This is a genomic window from Marinomonas arctica (assembly GCF_003259225.1).
Classification (GTDB): Bacteria; Pseudomonadota; Gammaproteobacteria; order Pseudomonadales; family Marinomonadaceae; genus Marinomonas; species Marinomonas arctica.
Genome location: NZ_QHJF01000007.1, coordinates 25,499 through 42,370, shown reverse-complemented (window position 1 = coordinate 42,370; position 16,872 = coordinate 25,499). Strand labels below are relative to the sequence as shown.

At 45.4% G+C, this 16,872-nt stretch carries 14 protein-coding genes and 1 riboswitch; of the genes, 10 read left to right on the top strand and 4 right to left on the bottom strand.

The features are described from left to right. The first annotated feature begins 153 nt into the window (after positions 1-153). Entirely contained in the window at positions 154-756 is a 603-nt protein-coding gene (locus DK187_RS05895) for a hypothetical protein (RefSeq protein WP_111606421.1), read from the top strand. Positions 757-860: 104 nt separating this feature from the next. Here DK187_RS05895 and DK187_RS05890 read toward each other — a convergent pair whose 3' ends face one another. Together DK187_RS05890 and DK187_RS05885 are read right to left on the bottom strand one after the other, a co-directional pair. Next, entirely contained in the window at positions 861-3,098 is a 2,238-nt protein-coding gene (locus DK187_RS05890) for a YgiQ family radical SAM protein (RefSeq protein ID WP_111606420.1), read from the bottom strand. 149 nt (positions 3,099-3,247) lie between these two features. After that, positions 3,248-3,886 carry a class I SAM-dependent methyltransferase gene (locus DK187_RS05885; protein ID WP_111606419.1) on the bottom strand — a complete coding sequence of 213 codons (639 nt, stop codon included), beginning with the start codon at positions 3,884-3,886 and terminating at the stop codon, positions 3,248-3,250. Between the two features lie 170 nt (positions 3,887-4,056). Between DK187_RS05885 and DK187_RS05880 the strand changes: the two genes are divergently transcribed. From DK187_RS05880 to DK187_RS05870, 3 genes are all read left to right on the top strand, one after another. Beyond that, positions 4,057-4,251 carry a DUF2496 domain-containing protein gene (locus DK187_RS05880; RefSeq protein ID WP_111606418.1) on the top strand — a complete coding sequence of 65 codons (195 nt, stop codon included), beginning with the start codon at positions 4,057-4,059 and terminating at the stop codon, positions 4,249-4,251. 81 nt (positions 4,252-4,332) lie between these two features. After that, entirely contained in the window at positions 4,333-4,692 is a 360-nt protein-coding gene (locus DK187_RS05875) for a DUF1304 domain-containing protein (protein ID WP_111606417.1), read from the top strand. Between the two features lie 66 nt (positions 4,693-4,758). Beyond that, positions 4,759-6,000, top strand: coding sequence for a leucine-rich repeat-containing protein kinase family protein (locus DK187_RS05870; protein WP_111606416.1), 1,242 nt, complete (start codon positions 4,759-4,761; stop codon positions 5,998-6,000). A gap of 100 nt (positions 6,001-6,100) precedes the next feature. On the opposite strand, the gene DK187_RS05865 is transcribed toward DK187_RS05870, so the two are convergent. After that, complete coding sequence (locus DK187_RS05865) at positions 6,101-6,589, bottom strand: 6,7-dimethyl-8-ribityllumazine synthase (protein ID WP_111606415.1); 489 nt, start codon at positions 6,587-6,589, stop codon at positions 6,101-6,103. Positions 6,590-6,708: 119 nt separating this feature from the next. After that, a riboswitch (FMN riboswitch) is annotated at positions 6,709-6,885 on the bottom strand. A gap of 266 nt (positions 6,886-7,151) precedes the next feature. Between DK187_RS05865 and DK187_RS05860 the strand changes: the two genes are divergently transcribed. From DK187_RS05860 to DK187_RS05835, 6 genes are all read left to right on the top strand, one after another. Next, a complete protein-coding gene (locus DK187_RS05860) occupies positions 7,152-7,505 on the top strand; it encodes an MliC family protein (RefSeq protein ID WP_111606414.1) in 354 nt (117 codons plus the stop codon). Positions 7,506-7,623: 118 nt separating this feature from the next. After that, positions 7,624-8,400: a precorrin-3B C(17)-methyltransferase gene (gene cobJ / locus DK187_RS05855; protein ID WP_111606413.1), complete on the top strand. Its 777-nt coding sequence runs from the start codon at positions 7,624-7,626 to the stop codon at positions 8,398-8,400. 47 nt (positions 8,401-8,447) lie between these two features. Then, entirely contained in the window at positions 8,448-9,221 is a 774-nt protein-coding gene (gene cobM / locus DK187_RS05850) for a precorrin-4 C(11)-methyltransferase (RefSeq protein WP_111606412.1), read from the top strand. A gap of 38 nt (positions 9,222-9,259) precedes the next feature. Next, positions 9,260-10,348, top strand: coding sequence for a cobalamin biosynthesis protein CobW (cobW, locus tag DK187_RS05845; protein WP_111606411.1), 1,089 nt, complete (start codon positions 9,260-9,262; stop codon positions 10,346-10,348). 92 nt (positions 10,349-10,440) lie between these two features. After that, positions 10,441-14,304: a cobaltochelatase subunit CobN gene (gene cobN, locus DK187_RS05840; RefSeq protein ID WP_111606410.1), complete on the top strand. Its 3,864-nt coding sequence runs from the start codon at positions 10,441-10,443 to the stop codon at positions 14,302-14,304. An 83-nt stretch (positions 14,305-14,387) separates the two neighbouring features. Beyond that, positions 14,388-15,614 (top strand): sirohydrochlorin chelatase, encoded by a 1,227-nt coding sequence (locus DK187_RS05835; protein ID WP_111606409.1) that lies wholly within the window; start codon positions 14,388-14,390, stop codon positions 15,612-15,614. Positions 15,615-15,694: 80 nt separating this feature from the next. Here DK187_RS05835 and DK187_RS05830 read toward each other — a convergent pair whose 3' ends face one another. Next, entirely contained in the window at positions 15,695-16,843 is a 1,149-nt protein-coding gene (locus DK187_RS05830; RefSeq protein ID WP_111606408.1) for a hypothetical protein, read from the bottom strand. Positions 16,844-16,872: the final 29 nt, after the last annotated feature.

Below are 16,872 nucleotides of genomic sequence, written 5' to 3'. Positions count from 1 at the left end.
TATTCGTCGTATTAGTACGCATGTTATGACACATTAATTATAAATGTCATAACATGCGCATAAAACAAGAAATGATAGTGTCATCTTCTTGTAATACATCGTTTTTTCATTTTTTTTCATTAAAATCTCGTTGTTAGAATTCGAGGTTTTTTTATGTTTGTCTTCCGTAGTCTTGCTTATCTTTTTGCTGTGGCTGGTGTGGCTCAATTAATTTCTTTAGAGGGCTATGAATTCCAAACAGCCGCTCAGTACAGTGAAAGTTCACTGACTGAACATATGCAGGATTTCATGTCGTTTTTTAGCTGTATGCTGTTTTTGTATGCGGCGCGTTTGGACGCGAAATTAAACATAGCGGCGACCTTGCTTGGCGCTTTGTTGGCCATGATGTTTGTGCGTGAATCTGATTCTTTGCTGGATATGTATGTGTTTGATGGCGCTTGGCAATGTATTGTTGGTTTGATTTTTGTTTGCGTACTTGTTTTTCTATGGGGGCGATTTTCTTCCATATACGCTTCATTAAAAGACTATTCTCAGCAGCCCAGCTTCGGCACCTTTTTAGCCGGTTTTGTTACTATCGTAGTCTTTTCTCGTTTACTCGGTCGAGGGTCATATTGGCAAGCTATTATGGGAGATTCCTATATTCGCATTGTTAAGAATATTGTTGAAGAGGGCGTTGAAACCTTGGGTTATACCTTAATTCTGATCGCTGCGATTGAGTTAGTCATTGCTTGTCGCCGTAGAGCGTTGATTAAATAGAACATAGCCAATATGTCATTCAATAAAAAATGCGTCATGTTGAAGAAACATGACGCATTTTTTGTGTTTGACGTTTTATATTGAAAATGACGTCTGGTACAGGCTTACTGTTGACGAGATTTTACTTTTGTCTTGCGACGTTTTGTTGGCACTGTTGTCATCGTGTTGCTGTTTTTACGACGTGCCTTTTCTGCCGCAATATTTTTTTCCATCGTTGGTCTGTTTGATGTGTGAGAGGCGCCTGTCGCTTGACCTGGTTTTGCTTTCTGAGGGCGACGATGAACCTGTTTGTCCTTCTCTTCCGCTGGTACTAATTTGTTGTCACCATGACCAATAAGGTCGGTACGGCCCATTTTAATAAGCGTATCGCGAAGATTTTGCCAGTTGCTTGGATCGTGATAACGCAAGAAACCTTTTTGTACAGTGCGTTGCTTAGCGTCTTTAGGGGTATAAACGTCTTCACTCTTATACGTCACAGGCTTTAATGGGTTTTTGCCAGAATGGTACATCGCCGTTGCTAATGACATTGGTGATGGGTAAAACGTTTGTACTTGATCTGGTTTGAAATCATTGGTTTTTAACCAGACGGCAAGGTTGAGCATATCTTCGTCTGAGCTACCTGGATGAGCCGCAATAAAGTAAGGAATCAAATGTTGTTTCTTACCCGCTTCTTTGGAATATTTATCAAACATGCGCTTGAAACGGTCGTATGTTCCCATTCCAGGCTTCATCATTTTTGATAAGGTGCCTTGCTCTGAGTGTTCTGGCGCAATTTTCAGTAAGCCGCCCACGTGGTGAGTGACAAGCTCACGAACGTACTCGGGATCCTCTACAGCAAGGTCATAACGTAAGCCTGAAGCGATAGAAACAGTATGAATACCTTCTACTGCACGCGTCTTACGATACAGTTGTGTGGTTGGGCTATGGTCGGTATTTAAGTTAGAGCAAATAGTCGGATACACACAAGACAGTTTTCGACATGAGGCTTGGACTTCATCGTCGTTGCAGTTCAGTGTGTACATGTTGGACGTGGGTCCACCAAGGTCAGAAATGTGGCCTGTGAATCCTGGTACCTTATCCTTGATGTCTTCAATTTCCTTCAAGATAGACTCGTGTGAACGGGATTGAATCACTCGTCCTTCGTGCTCGGTAATCGAACAAAAAGTACAGCCACCAAAACAGCCGCGCATGATATTGATCGATGTCTTAATCATGTCATAAGCCGGAATGCGGGCTTTTTTGTATTTCGGGTGCGGCACACGCGCATAAGGCAAATCAAACACGCCGTCCATTTCAGGTGTTTCTAATGGAATCGGTGGTGGATTAACCCAAATTTCTTTCTTGCCATGTTTTTGAATCAACGCTCGGGCATTATGTGGGTTTGATTCAAGATGCAAGATACGAGAGGTGTGCGCGTACAAAACGGGATCTTTGGATACTTTTTCAAAAGACGGTAAACGAATATACGTTTTTTCAGGATCAAGCTTTTCACCGCGACGCAGCGGTGCAGGAATCACACGGATTGGCATGACATCGGACTCGTCTTCATCCTTAGTCTGGCATTTTCCTTCTGGAATGTATTCGTAAGGGCTGTAGATCTGATCGACTTTACCTGGCCAATCAACGCGAGTTGAATCAATTTCAGTGTAGCCACCAGGTGGTGCATTGCGAACTATGGTGGTACCGCGAATATCGGTGAGTTCGTCGAGAGTTTTGCCCATGGCCATTTGATGGGTGACTTCAATCATCGCTCGTTCAGCGTTGCCGTAAAGCAAGATATCTGCAGTTGAGTCGATTAAGACTGAGCGGCGAACTTCATCGCTCCAGTAGTCGTATTGAGCAATGCGTCGCAGGCTGGCCTCAATGCCACCAATCATCACAGGGACGTCATGAAAGGCTTCTTTACAGCGCTGAGAGTAGACAATAACCGCGCGATCAGGACGTTTTCCGCCAACGCCATACGGCGTATAGGCATCGTCATTTCGTACTTTCAAATCGGCGGTGTAGCGGTTGATCAAGGAATCCATGTTGCCAGCGGTAACGCCAAAATACAGATTAGGGCGACCAAGGCGCATAAAGTCTTGCGTATTGCGCCAGTCTGGTTGATCAATAATACCGACACGGTAACCTTGTGCTTCTAATAAGCGACCTAATACCGCCATGCCAAAACTTGGGTGGTCCACGTAAGCATCGCCGGAGACAATGATCACATCACAGCTGTCCCAACCAAGGGCATCCATTTCCTCTCTGGTGGTAGGAAGAAAAGGGGAAACACCGTAACACTCGGCCCAATACAATGGGTAAGAAAAGAGTTGCTTGGCGGTTTTATGTCGTTTGATCATTATCTACTCTTGGTATCGGACGTAATGGCGCTGATTGTCGTGTTGCAATTACAAGGATACATGGATTATCGGTGAAAAATTGTGCCGTATTATCCCAGAAAAAACCTAGGGTAGACAGTCTAATCTAAGTCTATTCAGGCTTATATTCTTTAAGGTTGAATGCGCCATACACTTTCCTCAAATATAGTGTGTCCTTCCTCTTTGTGCTGGGGATTTGTCAGTGCTAGGTTTTCAGAGGCGATTTTCTGAATTTGCTCCCCCCAGAGCGATACAACACTATCATCATCGACAGAAAATGGTGGGCCTTGTTTGTCGCCATCATAGTGTAATGAAACTAACAGTACGCTGGCAGTGGAAGACAAGCGTTGAAGGGTGTGCGTGACATACTCAGTGCGTTTTGAGTCTGGCATGGCGATCATAGCAGCACGATCGTAGCAGGCATCAAATTCAGTGTCGTTGAATAAAAAGTAATCACCTTCAACAATACGCAATGGTAAGCCAGTGACGGTATGAATTTTTAATTCGCCTTGTTGATAGGTTTCATAGGCTAAGTCGTTATCGCCAAGAAATTGAATCACGGCCAAGGAGGAGAGTTCAACACCTGTGACCTGATAGCCTTGTTCCGCTAACCAGATCATATCATTGGACTTGCCACACAAAGGCACAAGGACTTTATTGCCTTTTGGTAATGTGGGCCAAAAGGCAATCAGTTTTGGATTGACTCCTTCTTGATGAAAGCCAATGCGTCCCGTTTTCCATCGATCTAACCAGAATTCATTTGTAATCACGGTAACCTCGTTAAATTAGGCTTGTTTATGTTCGATGTGTATTGTATTTGTCTTATTTACGCTGAACAATTGATAATGCCAAAAGCCATTATAGACGGAACAATGGTTTTTAACGGACTATTTGGTGTATTTTACCTATATATTATTGCCGTTTTTCGCATGGAGTTTTTATGTCTTTAGACCAAGCGCCAGATCATATCAAGTTGGCTGTTGATCTTATTGCGTTATTGGAAAGTCACGATATTGAACCCAGTGTCGCCGTAGGTGCGCTGACCATTGCGCTACAAGATTTCCAGCAAAAACTTGCACAAACAGATGAAAAATCCAACGTGCTTGATGAAGTAGACCAGGATAGAGCAAAATAGTTTCTCTGTTTCTTGATTGCAATGAGATAAGAGACTGGGGGAAGTTTGCTTAATGGGATAAAAATAAGAAGGAGAGAGGATATGGCGTTAATCGCAACGTTAGCCACGGTTTTTGTCGCATTTTTGCATTTCTACATCATGTATATTGAGATGTTTCTTTGGGATAAACCTAAAGGCATGAAGATTTTTGGATTGAAGCCAGACTTTGCTAAAGCAAGTAAGGTGATGGCAGCGAATCAGGGGCTTTACAATGGTTTTCTTGCTGTGGGTTTATTGTGGGGGCTGTGGCTGGGTGATGGGGAATCGCATGTAACGATTTTCTTTTTACTCTGTGTGGTTGTCGCAGGCGTGTATGGTGCTATTACCTCAAGCAAGAAGATTTTGTTTGTACAAGGCTTACCAGGTTTGATGGCATTAATTGCGATGTTATTAGCGGGCTAAAAGCCACCATTCAATGTCCAGAATTGGTTATAATGTGTGTCAATTTTATTGAGAAAGAGTTTTATTTTGCACACACTCGACCAACTTAACCGTGGAGAACTGAAAGGCGTAGTTCGCTTACAGTTATCAGATAATTTAACGACTTTTCCAGAGGCTATTTTTGATCTGGCTGATAGTCTAGAAATCTTAGATTTGTCGAATAATAAGTTAAGTGAGTTACCCGCAGACCTGTCGCGTCTCAAAAAGCTTCGCATACTTTTTTGCTCGAATAATCGTTTCACTCACTTGCCAAAGGTTCTAGGGCAATGTGAAAGCTTGGAAATGATTGGCTTTAAAAGCAATCAAATTACGACCGTGTCGTCTGATTCGTTGCCAACACTGACTCGTTGGTTAATCCTCACCGATAACAAAATCGATTCTCTTCCGGAGGATGTTGGAAAGTTAGTTCGCCTACAGAAGCTGGCTTTAGCTGGGAATCGTTTAACCGCATTGCCTGATTCGATTGCGAATTGTCGTAAATTAGAATTGCTTCGTCTTTCGGCGAATCAGCTGGCGGTTTTTCCTGATATTTTATTAACGCTACCTCGTTTGGCTTGGTTAGCATTTTCAGGTAATCCATTTTGTGCTGCACGTGATCCCCATAATGACTTTAAAACAGTGCAATTTCGTGATTTAGAATTACATCAAGTTTTAGGGCAAGGCGCATCAGGTGTTATTTCTTTGGCAACGTGGCGTGAAAATATCTTTAACTTTTCAGACTCTGTGGCGGTTAAAGTATTTAAAGGCGATGTGACCAGTGATGGTTTTCCTGAAGATGAGCTGGATGCTTGTCTTGCTGTTGGTAACCACAATAATTTGGTTCAACCACTTGCCAAGGTGACAGAGCAAAATTGTTCCGCTCTAGTAATGGAACTAATCCCATCCCATTATACAAATTTAGGGAAACCGCCCAGCTTAGAGTCCTGTACTCGAGATACTTTTGCGTTAGATCAGCGGTATTCGATGGATAAAATTGCCCACATTATTGCGCAAGTGGATCAGTTGGTCGCACATTTTTGCGAGAAAAAAGTCAGCCATGGTGACCTTTACGCCCACAATGCTCTGATCAATGAAGAAGGGCATATTTTGTTTGGTGATTTTGGTGCTGCTTCAAAATATGCCAATTTATCAGCTAACCAACAGCATGGGATTGAGCGTATAGAGCGACGTGCTTTGGGCTTTTTTATTGATGATATGTTGGGGTTGTGTATCGAGGAAGACAGAGGCAGTGAGCTTTATAAGTCGCTTCAGTCACATGCCTTTTATTAAATGTTAAGGTATCGTGATTTATCTGAACACAAAAATGCCCCGCAGCAATGGTGCGAGGCATTTTTGCGAACTTAGTGCTTTTAAAGGCTAAAACAATGGCTTATAGCATTTGTTTGGCTTTTTCAGTCAAGCGAATCGTTTGATCACAAGCGTTTGCCAGCTCAATTCCCTTCTTAACAAAATGACGGCTAAAGTAGTCTTTATGTTCGTCGTGTTCATGGAAGTTATGTGGTGTCAGTACCGCGGTAAGAACCGGTACTTCCGTTTCCAATTGAACTTGCATTAAGGCGTTGCAAATAGTGGAGGCAACAAAGTCATGACGATAAATACCGCCATCCACAACCAATGCCGTGCCAGCAATCGCGGAATACTGTCCGCTTTTAGCAAGCAGTTTTGCTTGTAGAGGGATTTCGTAGCCGCCAGGCACGGGAATAATGTCTATTAACGACGCATCGTAACCACGAGAAACAAGTTCTTTAGTGAAGCCTTCCACGCAATTGAGCACGATTTCGGTGTGCCAAGAAGCATGAAGAATAGCAATGCGTTTTGTTGCTGGAGTGAATTCAATATTCGTTGAGCTCTGATTCATTTTATAATCCTAAATATCTAAGGTGAATCAGGGCGAACGGGCAGGCAAATACACCACGTTTAAATGGCATACCTTTATCGGGCACCGTAAAAATACGGTACTGTAATAGGTTTTGTCTGACGCGCTCTCTATCATCCGGACTATGACCGTCGGCTCTGGAGTTACACCAGATCTGCTGACCCTAAAAGAAAAGCTTCTTAAAGGCGCTCGCGGGCTTAGATTTTAGTTTAAACTTTTTAGTTTAAACAAAAATCTTTACCGCCGGTGGGGAATTTCACCCCGCCCCGAGAACGAAGTCGGATACATCCGACGGAGGAAATATACTCGTTTTTGTCAGTGGCTGTCAAAGTCTCAAGTCGGCTCAATTGTGGTGATTTTGTGACAATTCTTTTGTTCATCAATAAATAAAAGAGCGGATTGATGAAAGTAACCACCTCCATCGATGCGGCGGATCTTATTTTCTGGCTAGAGATCGAATGGGGTGTTAAAATTCAAACTACTTAACCATCACTCAGACAAATAAGTGGACTGGAACAAGTGGTTCTAGAATGGAGTCTCGACAATGCGTATAAAAAAAATAGCCTTACACAATACCTTAGTGATCTTTTCTTTTTGGGGGCTGGTGGCCTGCAGTTCCGTTAATACGACTGATGACATGTATGAAGCTGAAAATACCATACAAACCAATTCTGCTGTTTATAACTGCAATGAAAAACCATTAGCCATTCTTTTTCATGCCGACCAAGCTCAACTATCTTGGCAGAAAAAAGAGTATCAGCTAACTCAAGCCGTGAGTGCCTCCGGTGCTTCTTACTTAGGTGAAGGAGTATCTTTTTGGATTCATGGAGATGAAGCGCAACTCGAACTTCGCAGCATGAAAAAATTCCAATGTCAGCTTGTGCGCATTGAGTCTTAATTTTCCTCCTGAAAAGCGTTCATTTGAAATCGTGGTGTTTTCATCCCGTCAGATTTGCAATCCGTGTACAATAGTATTATTCGCGCCTTGTGGCGCATGATTAGATTGTAGAGAGTGCATGAACAAGTTATTTGTAATGGGCATGGGACCCGGTGATTTAGGTCTGGTGGCTCCCAATGCCACTAAAGCATTAGCGGTCTGCAGCGATTGGGTTGCCTATGGTTATTATCTGGATTTGTTGGGTGAACTTAGCGCCGGAAAAACCTTCCATGACTTGCCACTAGGCGAAGAGATTGGTCGTGCCCGATTGGCTTTAGATTTGGCTGCGCAAGGCAAAAATACCGCGCTGATTTCCAGTGGTGATATTGGCATTTATGCCATGGCCACCTTGGTATTTGAATTGCTGGATATGCAATTACAAGGCAAAGAAAATCATCCTGAATGGTTGGGGGTAGACATAGAAGTCATTCCCGGTATTTCTGCCATGCAAGCCGGAGCGAGCCGTGTTGGTGCCATGCTTGGTCACGATTTCTGTACTATTTCACTGTCCGATTTATTAACGCCATGGGAAACCATTGATAAACGTCTTCATGCCTGTGGCGCTGGTGACTTTGTGGTTTCCTTTTATAATCCCGTGTCAAAAAAACGCGATTGGCAATTAAACCACGCTCGTGATGTTTTATTGCAATACCGTCCAGCCAGCACCCCTGTGATGATTGGCCGTCAATTAACTCGCCCGGAAGAAGAGATCACCTTTACGACGCTGGGCGAATTAGATGCCAAAGACGTGGATATGTTTACCATGGTCAGCGTCGGCAATTCTGATACCAAGCACATTGTGAATGGTGAAAAACATTGGATGTACACTCCGCGCGGCTACTCTAAAAAGCTTTAGTTTTTATGGCGTTTGCTCTGTATAAAAAAAGTGATAAGGGAAAATAAATGAAGGTTTACTTTATTGGCGCAGGCCCAGGCGATCCAGATTTGATGACGGTAAAAGCCGTCAAAACCATGGAGCGCTGCCCGATTGTTCTTTACGCCGGTTCTTTGATTCCCCCACAAGTGATTGACAGTGTGCGTGGTTCTGCGGAAGCGATATACGACACCGCCGAGATGAATCTGGATGAAACCACCGCCGTTATCGAAAAGGCGGCACAGGAAGGCAAAGATGTTGCTCGTCTGCAGTCTGGCGATCCGGCTTTGTACGGTGCGATTGGTGAACAAATTCGCCGTTTAGAAGCCTTAGATATTGATTACGAAGTGATTCCGGGCGTCAGTGCTGTTGCCGCTTCGGCCGCGTTATTACGCAAAGAGCTGACTTTATCCGGCGTCTCACAAACCGTTATCATGACGCGTTATGAAGGTAAAACACCTTTTCCAGAAAGAGAGCGCTTGCCTGCTTTGGCGCAAAGTGGCGCAACATTAGCGATTCATCTTGGTATTACGCGTATTCATAAAATTGTTGAAGAGCTGATCCCACACTATGGTGAGGACTGTCCTGTTGCCGTGTGTTATCGCACCAGTTGGCCTGATCAAGATTATGTAGTGGGCACCTTGGCGGATATTGTCGCCAAAGTAAGAGAGAAAAAATTCACTCGCACCAGTTTGATACTGGTCGGGAAGGTGTTAGACACTGAAGATTTTGCGGATTCCTATTTGTACGATAAAGGGCAAGCACACATTTTTCGTAAGATACATAAGCCTAAAAATACCTAACTTAAACATACTATCCCTGAAAGTAAGAAGGATGAATCATGCAATTGAATAAAATTCCTACCACAATTGTGACCGGCTTTTTGGGCAGTGGTAAAACCACTTTATTATCCAATGTGCTAAAGCAAGCCGCAGGCAAACGTATAGCGGTGATCGTTAATGAATTTGGCGAATTAGATATCGATTCGGATCTATTGCGAGCATGCCCGTTAGATTGTCCTGAAGGGGAAGAAGGTGAACAGACGTCACAGCGCAGTGACGACGGCTTTTATGAACTGGCTAACGGTTGTATTTGTTGTACGGTAGAAGAAGAGTTTTTGCCTGTCATGCAGCAGCTTGTGGCGCGCCGTGGTGATATTGACCACATCTTGATTGAAACCAGTGGACTGGCTCTACCTAAACCATTAGTACAGGCGTTTAACTGGCCGGGGATTAAAGAATATTGCACTGTTGATGCGGTTATTACCGTGGTGGACGGCGCCGCTGTCGCCGCAGGCCGCTTTGCTCATGATGAAGATAAGGTGCAAGCGCAGCGAGCAGCCGATGAGAGTTTGGATCACGACCCAAGCTTGCAAGAGTTGTTAGATGATCAGTTAAGCGCCGCCGATCTGGTTGTGGTCAGTAAAAACGACTTGCTCAATGATGAAGAACGCGCCCGTGTACAAGCCATTATTGCTCACGAAGTGCCAAACACGGTCAAAACCGTTTATATCGAAAATGGTGAGGCGGCATTGGATGTTTTGTTAGGCATTGATGCCGCAACAGAAAGCCGAATCGATGAGGTGCATAACCATCACGATCATCATCACGCTCATGGTGCGCATCATGACCATGCTCACGATCATTTTGATTCTTTTGTGGTGACATTGGGTGAAGTGCAGTCTGATCTTTTGCAAGACACCCTGACTCAATTGGTTGAGGAACATAATATCTTCCGTGTGAAAGGCTTTGCGGCAGTACACGGCAAGCCAATGCGCCAAGTGTTTCAGGTTGTGGGAACACGCTTAGATCGCTATTTTGACCGCTTATGGCAACCAGAAGAAGTGCGTAAAACCCAGTTAGTGTTCATCGGTAAAGGCATTCATAAAGAGCAGATTGAGAATATTCTTCATGATGCTTTGAGTGCTTGATCACCGCTCACGGCTACTGTGCTCGTGACGCTGTGAATAATTGTCGAATAACTGAATGACAAGATTGATTTAGTAAAACAATTGGAGAAAGCGTGCACTTATTAGCAGCCAAACCGGGTGGCTTTGTTGACGACGAAGGGATTGTCGATCTTGGGCAAACTCCTGCCGAGCTCGTCATTCTGGCCGCAGCGGATAGTGTGCTCGGTGCTTTGGGTAGTGCTTTAGATCAATTAAATATTGATGAAAGGTCACTACCTTCGGTTCGTCTCGCCAATTGGATGCAGCTGATTAAGCCTGCCGCTTTCGATTTGTATGAACATAAAGTGCTCGATCACGCCAAGGTGGTGGTGGTGTCACTGCTTGGCGGTGAGCACTATTGGATGTATGGTTTTCAGCGTTTGCAAGAGTGGGCACAAGCCAAAACGGGGCGGACCTTAATTCTTGTTCCCGGTGATGACGCTCATGATCCTTCCCTCACTTATGCTTCTAACGCCAGTCCAGAAGACTGTCATCGAGTGTGGCGCTACTTGCGTGAAAGTGGACAAATAAATGCTCAGCAGTTGTTCTATTTTCTCGCAGAGCGTTACTTTGGAAAGCCTTTTTCTTGGCAAGAGCCAGCCCCTTTACCCAGTGCGCTAATCTATCATGCAGGTTATTCGACGGGGTTTGCTCAGTGGCAGAGCCACTATTCAGACTCATTAGCAGACGCTCGTCCTGTCGCTATTCTGGCGTTTTATCGTTCTCATTTACAGAGCGGTAATACCGCTATGTTTGATGGTCTGATTGAGATTTTAGAGCAAGAAGGGCTGGTGCCCTTGGCCGTGGCGGTGAGTTCACTCAAAGATGATGTGTCGGTGGGCCTGATCGAATCATTAGTGGAGCGTACCCAAGCTAAGGTCATTTTAAATACCACAGGCTTCGCGGCGAATCGAGTAGGGAGTCCTGATTTAGCCTCTGAGCCGACAGATTTTCAGTCTGCCTTTGCCTCGCCTATTCCGGTTTTGCAGCTCATTTTGTCTGGCAGCACTGAGGAAGATTGGCAGGCGCAGACCCAAGGCTTACGCAGCCGTGATGTGGCCATGCAAATTGTCTTACCAGAAATGGATGGGCGTATTATTACCCGCGCGTTGAGTTTTAAAGCTTTGAGTCATTATAACGACATTGCTCAAGTCGATTTAGTACGCTACGAGTTGCATGAAGAACGTGCGCGTTTTGTGGCTCAGCTGGCTAAACGCTTTGCCAATTTAGCCAGTAAACCCAACCATGAAAAGCGCATTGCTTTTGTACTTGCTAACTACCCAACCAAAGATGGCCGTATTGGCAATGGCGTAGGATTAGATACGCCAGCCTCGGCGGTGAATCTTTTAAACGCGTTGCAAACCGCGGGCTATCCCATTGAAAATGTTCCTGAGCATGGTAATGCTTTGATTGAAGAGTTACTGGGTGCGGTCACCAATAATCCCAATACTTTGCACGAACGAGGTTGCTGGCAAAGCCTCGCCTTGGAAGAGTACTTAGAATATTTTTATCAGCTGCCGCTGGAATGCCAAAACGCTGTTTGGGATCGCTGGGGCCCTCCAGAAGAGGACCACAAATGCCGCGAGCAAAACGGTCAACGTCGTATTATGTTGGCGGGTATTCGCTTGGGAGAAACCTTTGTGGGGATTCAGCCCGCTCGTGGTTTTAATTTAGATCTCGCCGCAAACTATCATGACCCTGATTTGATTCCGCCGCACAGCTATTTGGCGTTTTATTTTTGGTTGCGCCATGTGTATAAGGTGGATGCTTTTGTGCATGTAGGCAAACATGGCAATCTTGAATGGTTGCCGGGCAAGGGTACCGCTTTGTCCGCGTCTTGCTGGCCAGATATTGCTCTTGGCCCGATGCCACATTTTTATCCTTTTATTGTCAACGATCCCGGGGAAGGTGCGCAGGCTAAGCGCCGCACGCAAGCGGTGATTATTGATCATCTTATGCCACCCATGACTCGCGCTGAAACCTATGGCGACATGGCCGAGTTAGAAAACTTGGTTGACGAATATTACCAAGCCATGGGGATGGATTTGCGAAGAGAAACCTGGCTGCGTGAGCAAATTCTCAAAAAAGTCCAAGAGTCCCATTTGTTAGAAGAGCTTACCAGCGTTGAATCCGGTAATGATGATGCTGTTCTTGAAGGGTTAGATACGTATTTGTGTGAGATAAAAGAAGCGCAAATTCGTCACGGTTTGCATCGCCTGGGAGAGTTACCAGAAGACGACAAACTGGCCGATACGCTGGTGGCTTTGTTGCGTCTGCCGCGTGGTAGCGAGATCACCAGCCAAGGCATCCTACATGCATTGGTAAAAGACCTTTTATTGGAGCAAGACGATTTTGACCCGATGAAAAGTGAGCGCTCACCTTGGTTAGGCAATAAGCCAGAGCGCCTGCAGTCCGTGAGTGAGTCCGCTTGGCGTACCCATGCGGACACTAAAGAGCGTTTAGAGCTACTGGCCAAATCATTAGTGTTGAGCCATCTTGTTGGTGACGATTCTACCGTCGAGTTAACCGCATCATTGCCTCAAACAGCGGCCTTGTTGGCGCACAGTAAAAAGCGCTTATTCGTCGCCTTACAACAAAGTGCTCACGATGAAATTCAAGCCTTAATAATCGGACTGTCTGGCGGTTTTATTCCTCCTGGGCCAAGTGGTGCACCGACTCGTGGACGACTGGATACCCTGCCAACAGGGCGTAACTTTTTTTCCGTCGATAATCGTGCGATTCCGTCTCCCGCTGCTTGGGCAATAGGTCAGCAATCGGCTGAGGCTCTGATCCAGCGACACTTGCAAGAGCATGGTGATTATCCGAAAGACCTTGGTTTGTCTGTGTGGGGCACCGCGACCATGCGTACCGGTGGCGATGATATTGCCCAAGCCTTTGCCCTAATGGGGGTTCGTCCGATTTGGGCGCCGGGGTCAAATCGTGTGACGGATTTTGAGATCCTTTCTTGCATGCAATTAGGGCGTCCACGGGTGGATGTGACCTTGCGTGTATCAGGCTTTTTCCGTGATGCGTTTGCCAATGTAATGCGGCTCTATGATGCGGCTGTGCAAGCCATTGCAGCCTATCAAGAGCCTGGCAATGGTAACGTGATTCGTGCCAATGTGGAGGCGCGTAAAAGCACCTTGCTTGCACAAGGCATGGCGGTGGAAGAGGCGAGTCGTCAGGCGACTTATCGTGTGTTTGGCAGTAAACCGGGCGCTTATGGCGCAGGGTTGCAAGGCTTGATTGATGAGCGCTGCTGGGACACCAAGGCGGATCTTGCTGAAGCCTATGTGAATTGGGGCGGTTATGCTTATGGCTCTTATAGCGATGGTAGCGATAGCAAAGGGGCGGGTGAAGGCGTTGAAGCAAAAGCGGCGTTTATTGAACGCTTGTCGCATTTGGATACGGTGGTGCAAAACCAAGACAACCGTGAGCACGATATTCTCGATTCAGACGATTATTATCAGTTTCAAGGCGGCATGACGAATGCGGTCACCGAGTTTAGTGGGCAAGCGCCGAGCGTTTATCACAGCGACCATTCCAACCCTAGTTCGCCTAAAATTCGCACCTTAAAAGAAGAGCTGAATCGTGTGGTGCGTTCCCGAGTACTGAACCCTAAATGGATCGAAGCCATGCAAACGCACGGCTACAAGGGGGCATTTGAAATGACAGCGACGGTGGATTATTTGTTTGCTTACGATGCGACAACCGATCTGGTGGCAGATTATCAATACGAGCAGGTGACGGATAGATTGTTACTTGATCCAGACAATCAGGCCTTTATGCGCGATAATAACCCCCACGCGCTAGAAGAGATGGGCGAACGCTTATTAGAAGCCATACAGCGTGGTATGTGGCAAAATGCCGATGCGCATCGAGAAAAAATCCAATCCTTGTTGCTTGATTTAGATCAGCAACAAGAACAACGTCAGTGATCTTGGGCAGAAGATTGCTGGTAACCTGGCTGGTAGTGTCTACACTCACTATCGGCTAAGACGATTCAAAGTAGAGAGAAATAATGAGCAATAAAAAACAGGCCAAAAAGGGCATTATGATTTGTGGTCACGGCAGTCGTGATAAAGACGCAGAGCGCGAATTTGGTCTGGTGGCGAAAGGGCTTAAAGAGCGTTTCCCTGATTTGCCTGTCGAATACGGATTTTTAGAATTTTCAGCGCCGAATATTCACATGGGCTTAGACAGCCTCGTTAGCCAAGGTGTGGAAGAGATTTATGCCGTCCCCGGTATGTTATTCGCCGCAACGCATGCGAAAAATGATATACCCTCCGTCTTGACCACCTATGAAGAAAAACATCCAGGTCTTCATATCACTTATGGTCGTGAATTGGGGTTGCAAGATGACATGATCGAAGCCTTTCAAGCGCGTATCTATGAATCACTGGGCCTTGATCCCGATCATCCACCAAAAAACTTGTACGACACTCTATTGGTGGTGGTTGGTCGCGGTACCTCGGATACCTCCGCCAATGCCGAAGCCGCTAAATTGACGCGTATTGTGAATGAAAATATGGGCTTTGGTTGGGCAGATACTGTGTATTCTGGTGTGACTTACCCGTCTGTTGGCGTGGGCCTTGAAAAGCTAATGAAGCTTGGCTTTAAACGCATTGTTGTCGCGCCCTATTTCTTATTTACTGGTCGCCTGATCAAGCGTATTCAAGGCTATGTTGACAAGGTTGCTCAAGAAAACCCAGGTATTGATTTTATTCAAACGCCTTACTTGAATGATCATCCTCGTGTTATTGATGCTTTCCAAAATCGTGTGGAAGAAATCATGCAGGGCGAATTACAAACGGGTGAAGAAACCTTGATGAATTCCTTCAAGCGTCGCCTTGCGGCAGGCGAAGTGGATGTGCATCATCACCATGCCGAATTTGTCGATCCGCAGGACGACACGCAAGGCTTGTCTGAGTTTGATCTAAAGCACGCGGTTATTTCAATGGGCGAGGTGCCCAGTATTAGTGTGTTGAAAAATCACGCTCACGACCATGGTCACGGTCATAGCCATTCTCATGGGCATAGTCATTCTCATGGTCACTCCCACGATCATAGTCATGGACATTCGCACGGTGTGTATAAGCACATTGGTCACCCAATGGGACCACGAACCATGATTGGCGAGGGGATTTGTTGCTGCTTTATGAGCCAGTTTACCGATGAGATCCTGGAAGAAGAGAAAGACAAAATCGACGGTGATTGCACCAAAACGGCGTTTGCCCACCGTCGCTGAATTTCCTGAGTGACAATGACAGCCTAAAAACGAAAAAGCCAGCTTGTGAGCTGGCTTTTTTTGCGCTGATTCAGGCTGTTTTATTTTTTGGCTAGGGCATCAGCCAGTGCTTGTTTCATATCTTCTAGGTTGTTCGTCAGTGTACTGATCTTTTCTTCTAGTAAAACGGAATAGGTTTTCTGGTCTTTTAGTTCCTTACGAAGCTGTTGCTGTGCTTGAAGGGACGCTTCTTGACCTTTTAGGTTGGTTTCTACGAAGCTAACCAATTCTTTGCCTTGCGCTTCAAAAGCGAGGTCTCTACGGTCGTCAGCATTAAGCGCATTGCTGATGGAAAGCAACACTTTTTCATAGCCGACAATGTAGTCTTCATAATCTTTTGGTTGAATTGTTTTTAGCTTTTTAACGGCTTGGGCGATTTGTTTTGCTCTATTCACTGCGAACATCACGTTCTCACCTTGACGTTTGATGTCGTCTATCGCTCTTGGCTGTGTTGCAGCAAAAGCCGTTGCCGCGGTTAGCGCTGTCATGGCCTGAGAAAGTGATTTAGGCGCATGTTGAGTCGCGTCCGTTTTCATCAACTTATCGAGCGCATTTTTGGCATCAGTAAGGTAAATAGCTGTCACCGTTTTTACTTCAAGTGCACGCATCTTAGCGACGAGTGCTGGTTGGGCGCTTACAGCCGATTGAGCTTTATTATTCGCGATTTGGTCAACAAGTTTTTTTAGGTTGTCTTCCAATTCTTGCGCGGCACCAGGAAAGTATTGTTTCGCATTCAGGGTTTTTAACTGAGCACGATAGTCAAAGGCTTCTGGTAAGGTTGATTGTGCCTTGGTTTTTAGGTTAACCGCGTTGGTCATGTGCTCGCTAAATGTCTTGATGGCGGTATTTGCTGCCTCAAGATAGGTGGTTGAACCAAAAAAGCTTGTGCTAGTGCTTGCTTTAGATGGATCAAATTCAAATTTAGAATAGTTCTCTTTTGCTTCTGCTAATGCCTTCTTCGCTTCCTCTATATCTTGAGTGGCGAACCAAGGCAATTCGTTTTCTGTGCCTTTTGCCAAGCTTTTGTCTGCATTATCAATGGCTTGTTTGAGTTCATTGATCTGAATGATGGTTTGCGAATATTTTGCGTCTGCGGCCAAATTGGCAGCGGAATCAGGGTTAGATGCACAACCGGCAAGTGTTAATGAAATTACAGCCGTGATAGCTGCAATTTTGAGTTGCTGTTTCATTATGGAAGTTCCTTTGAGAGAGAATCTCA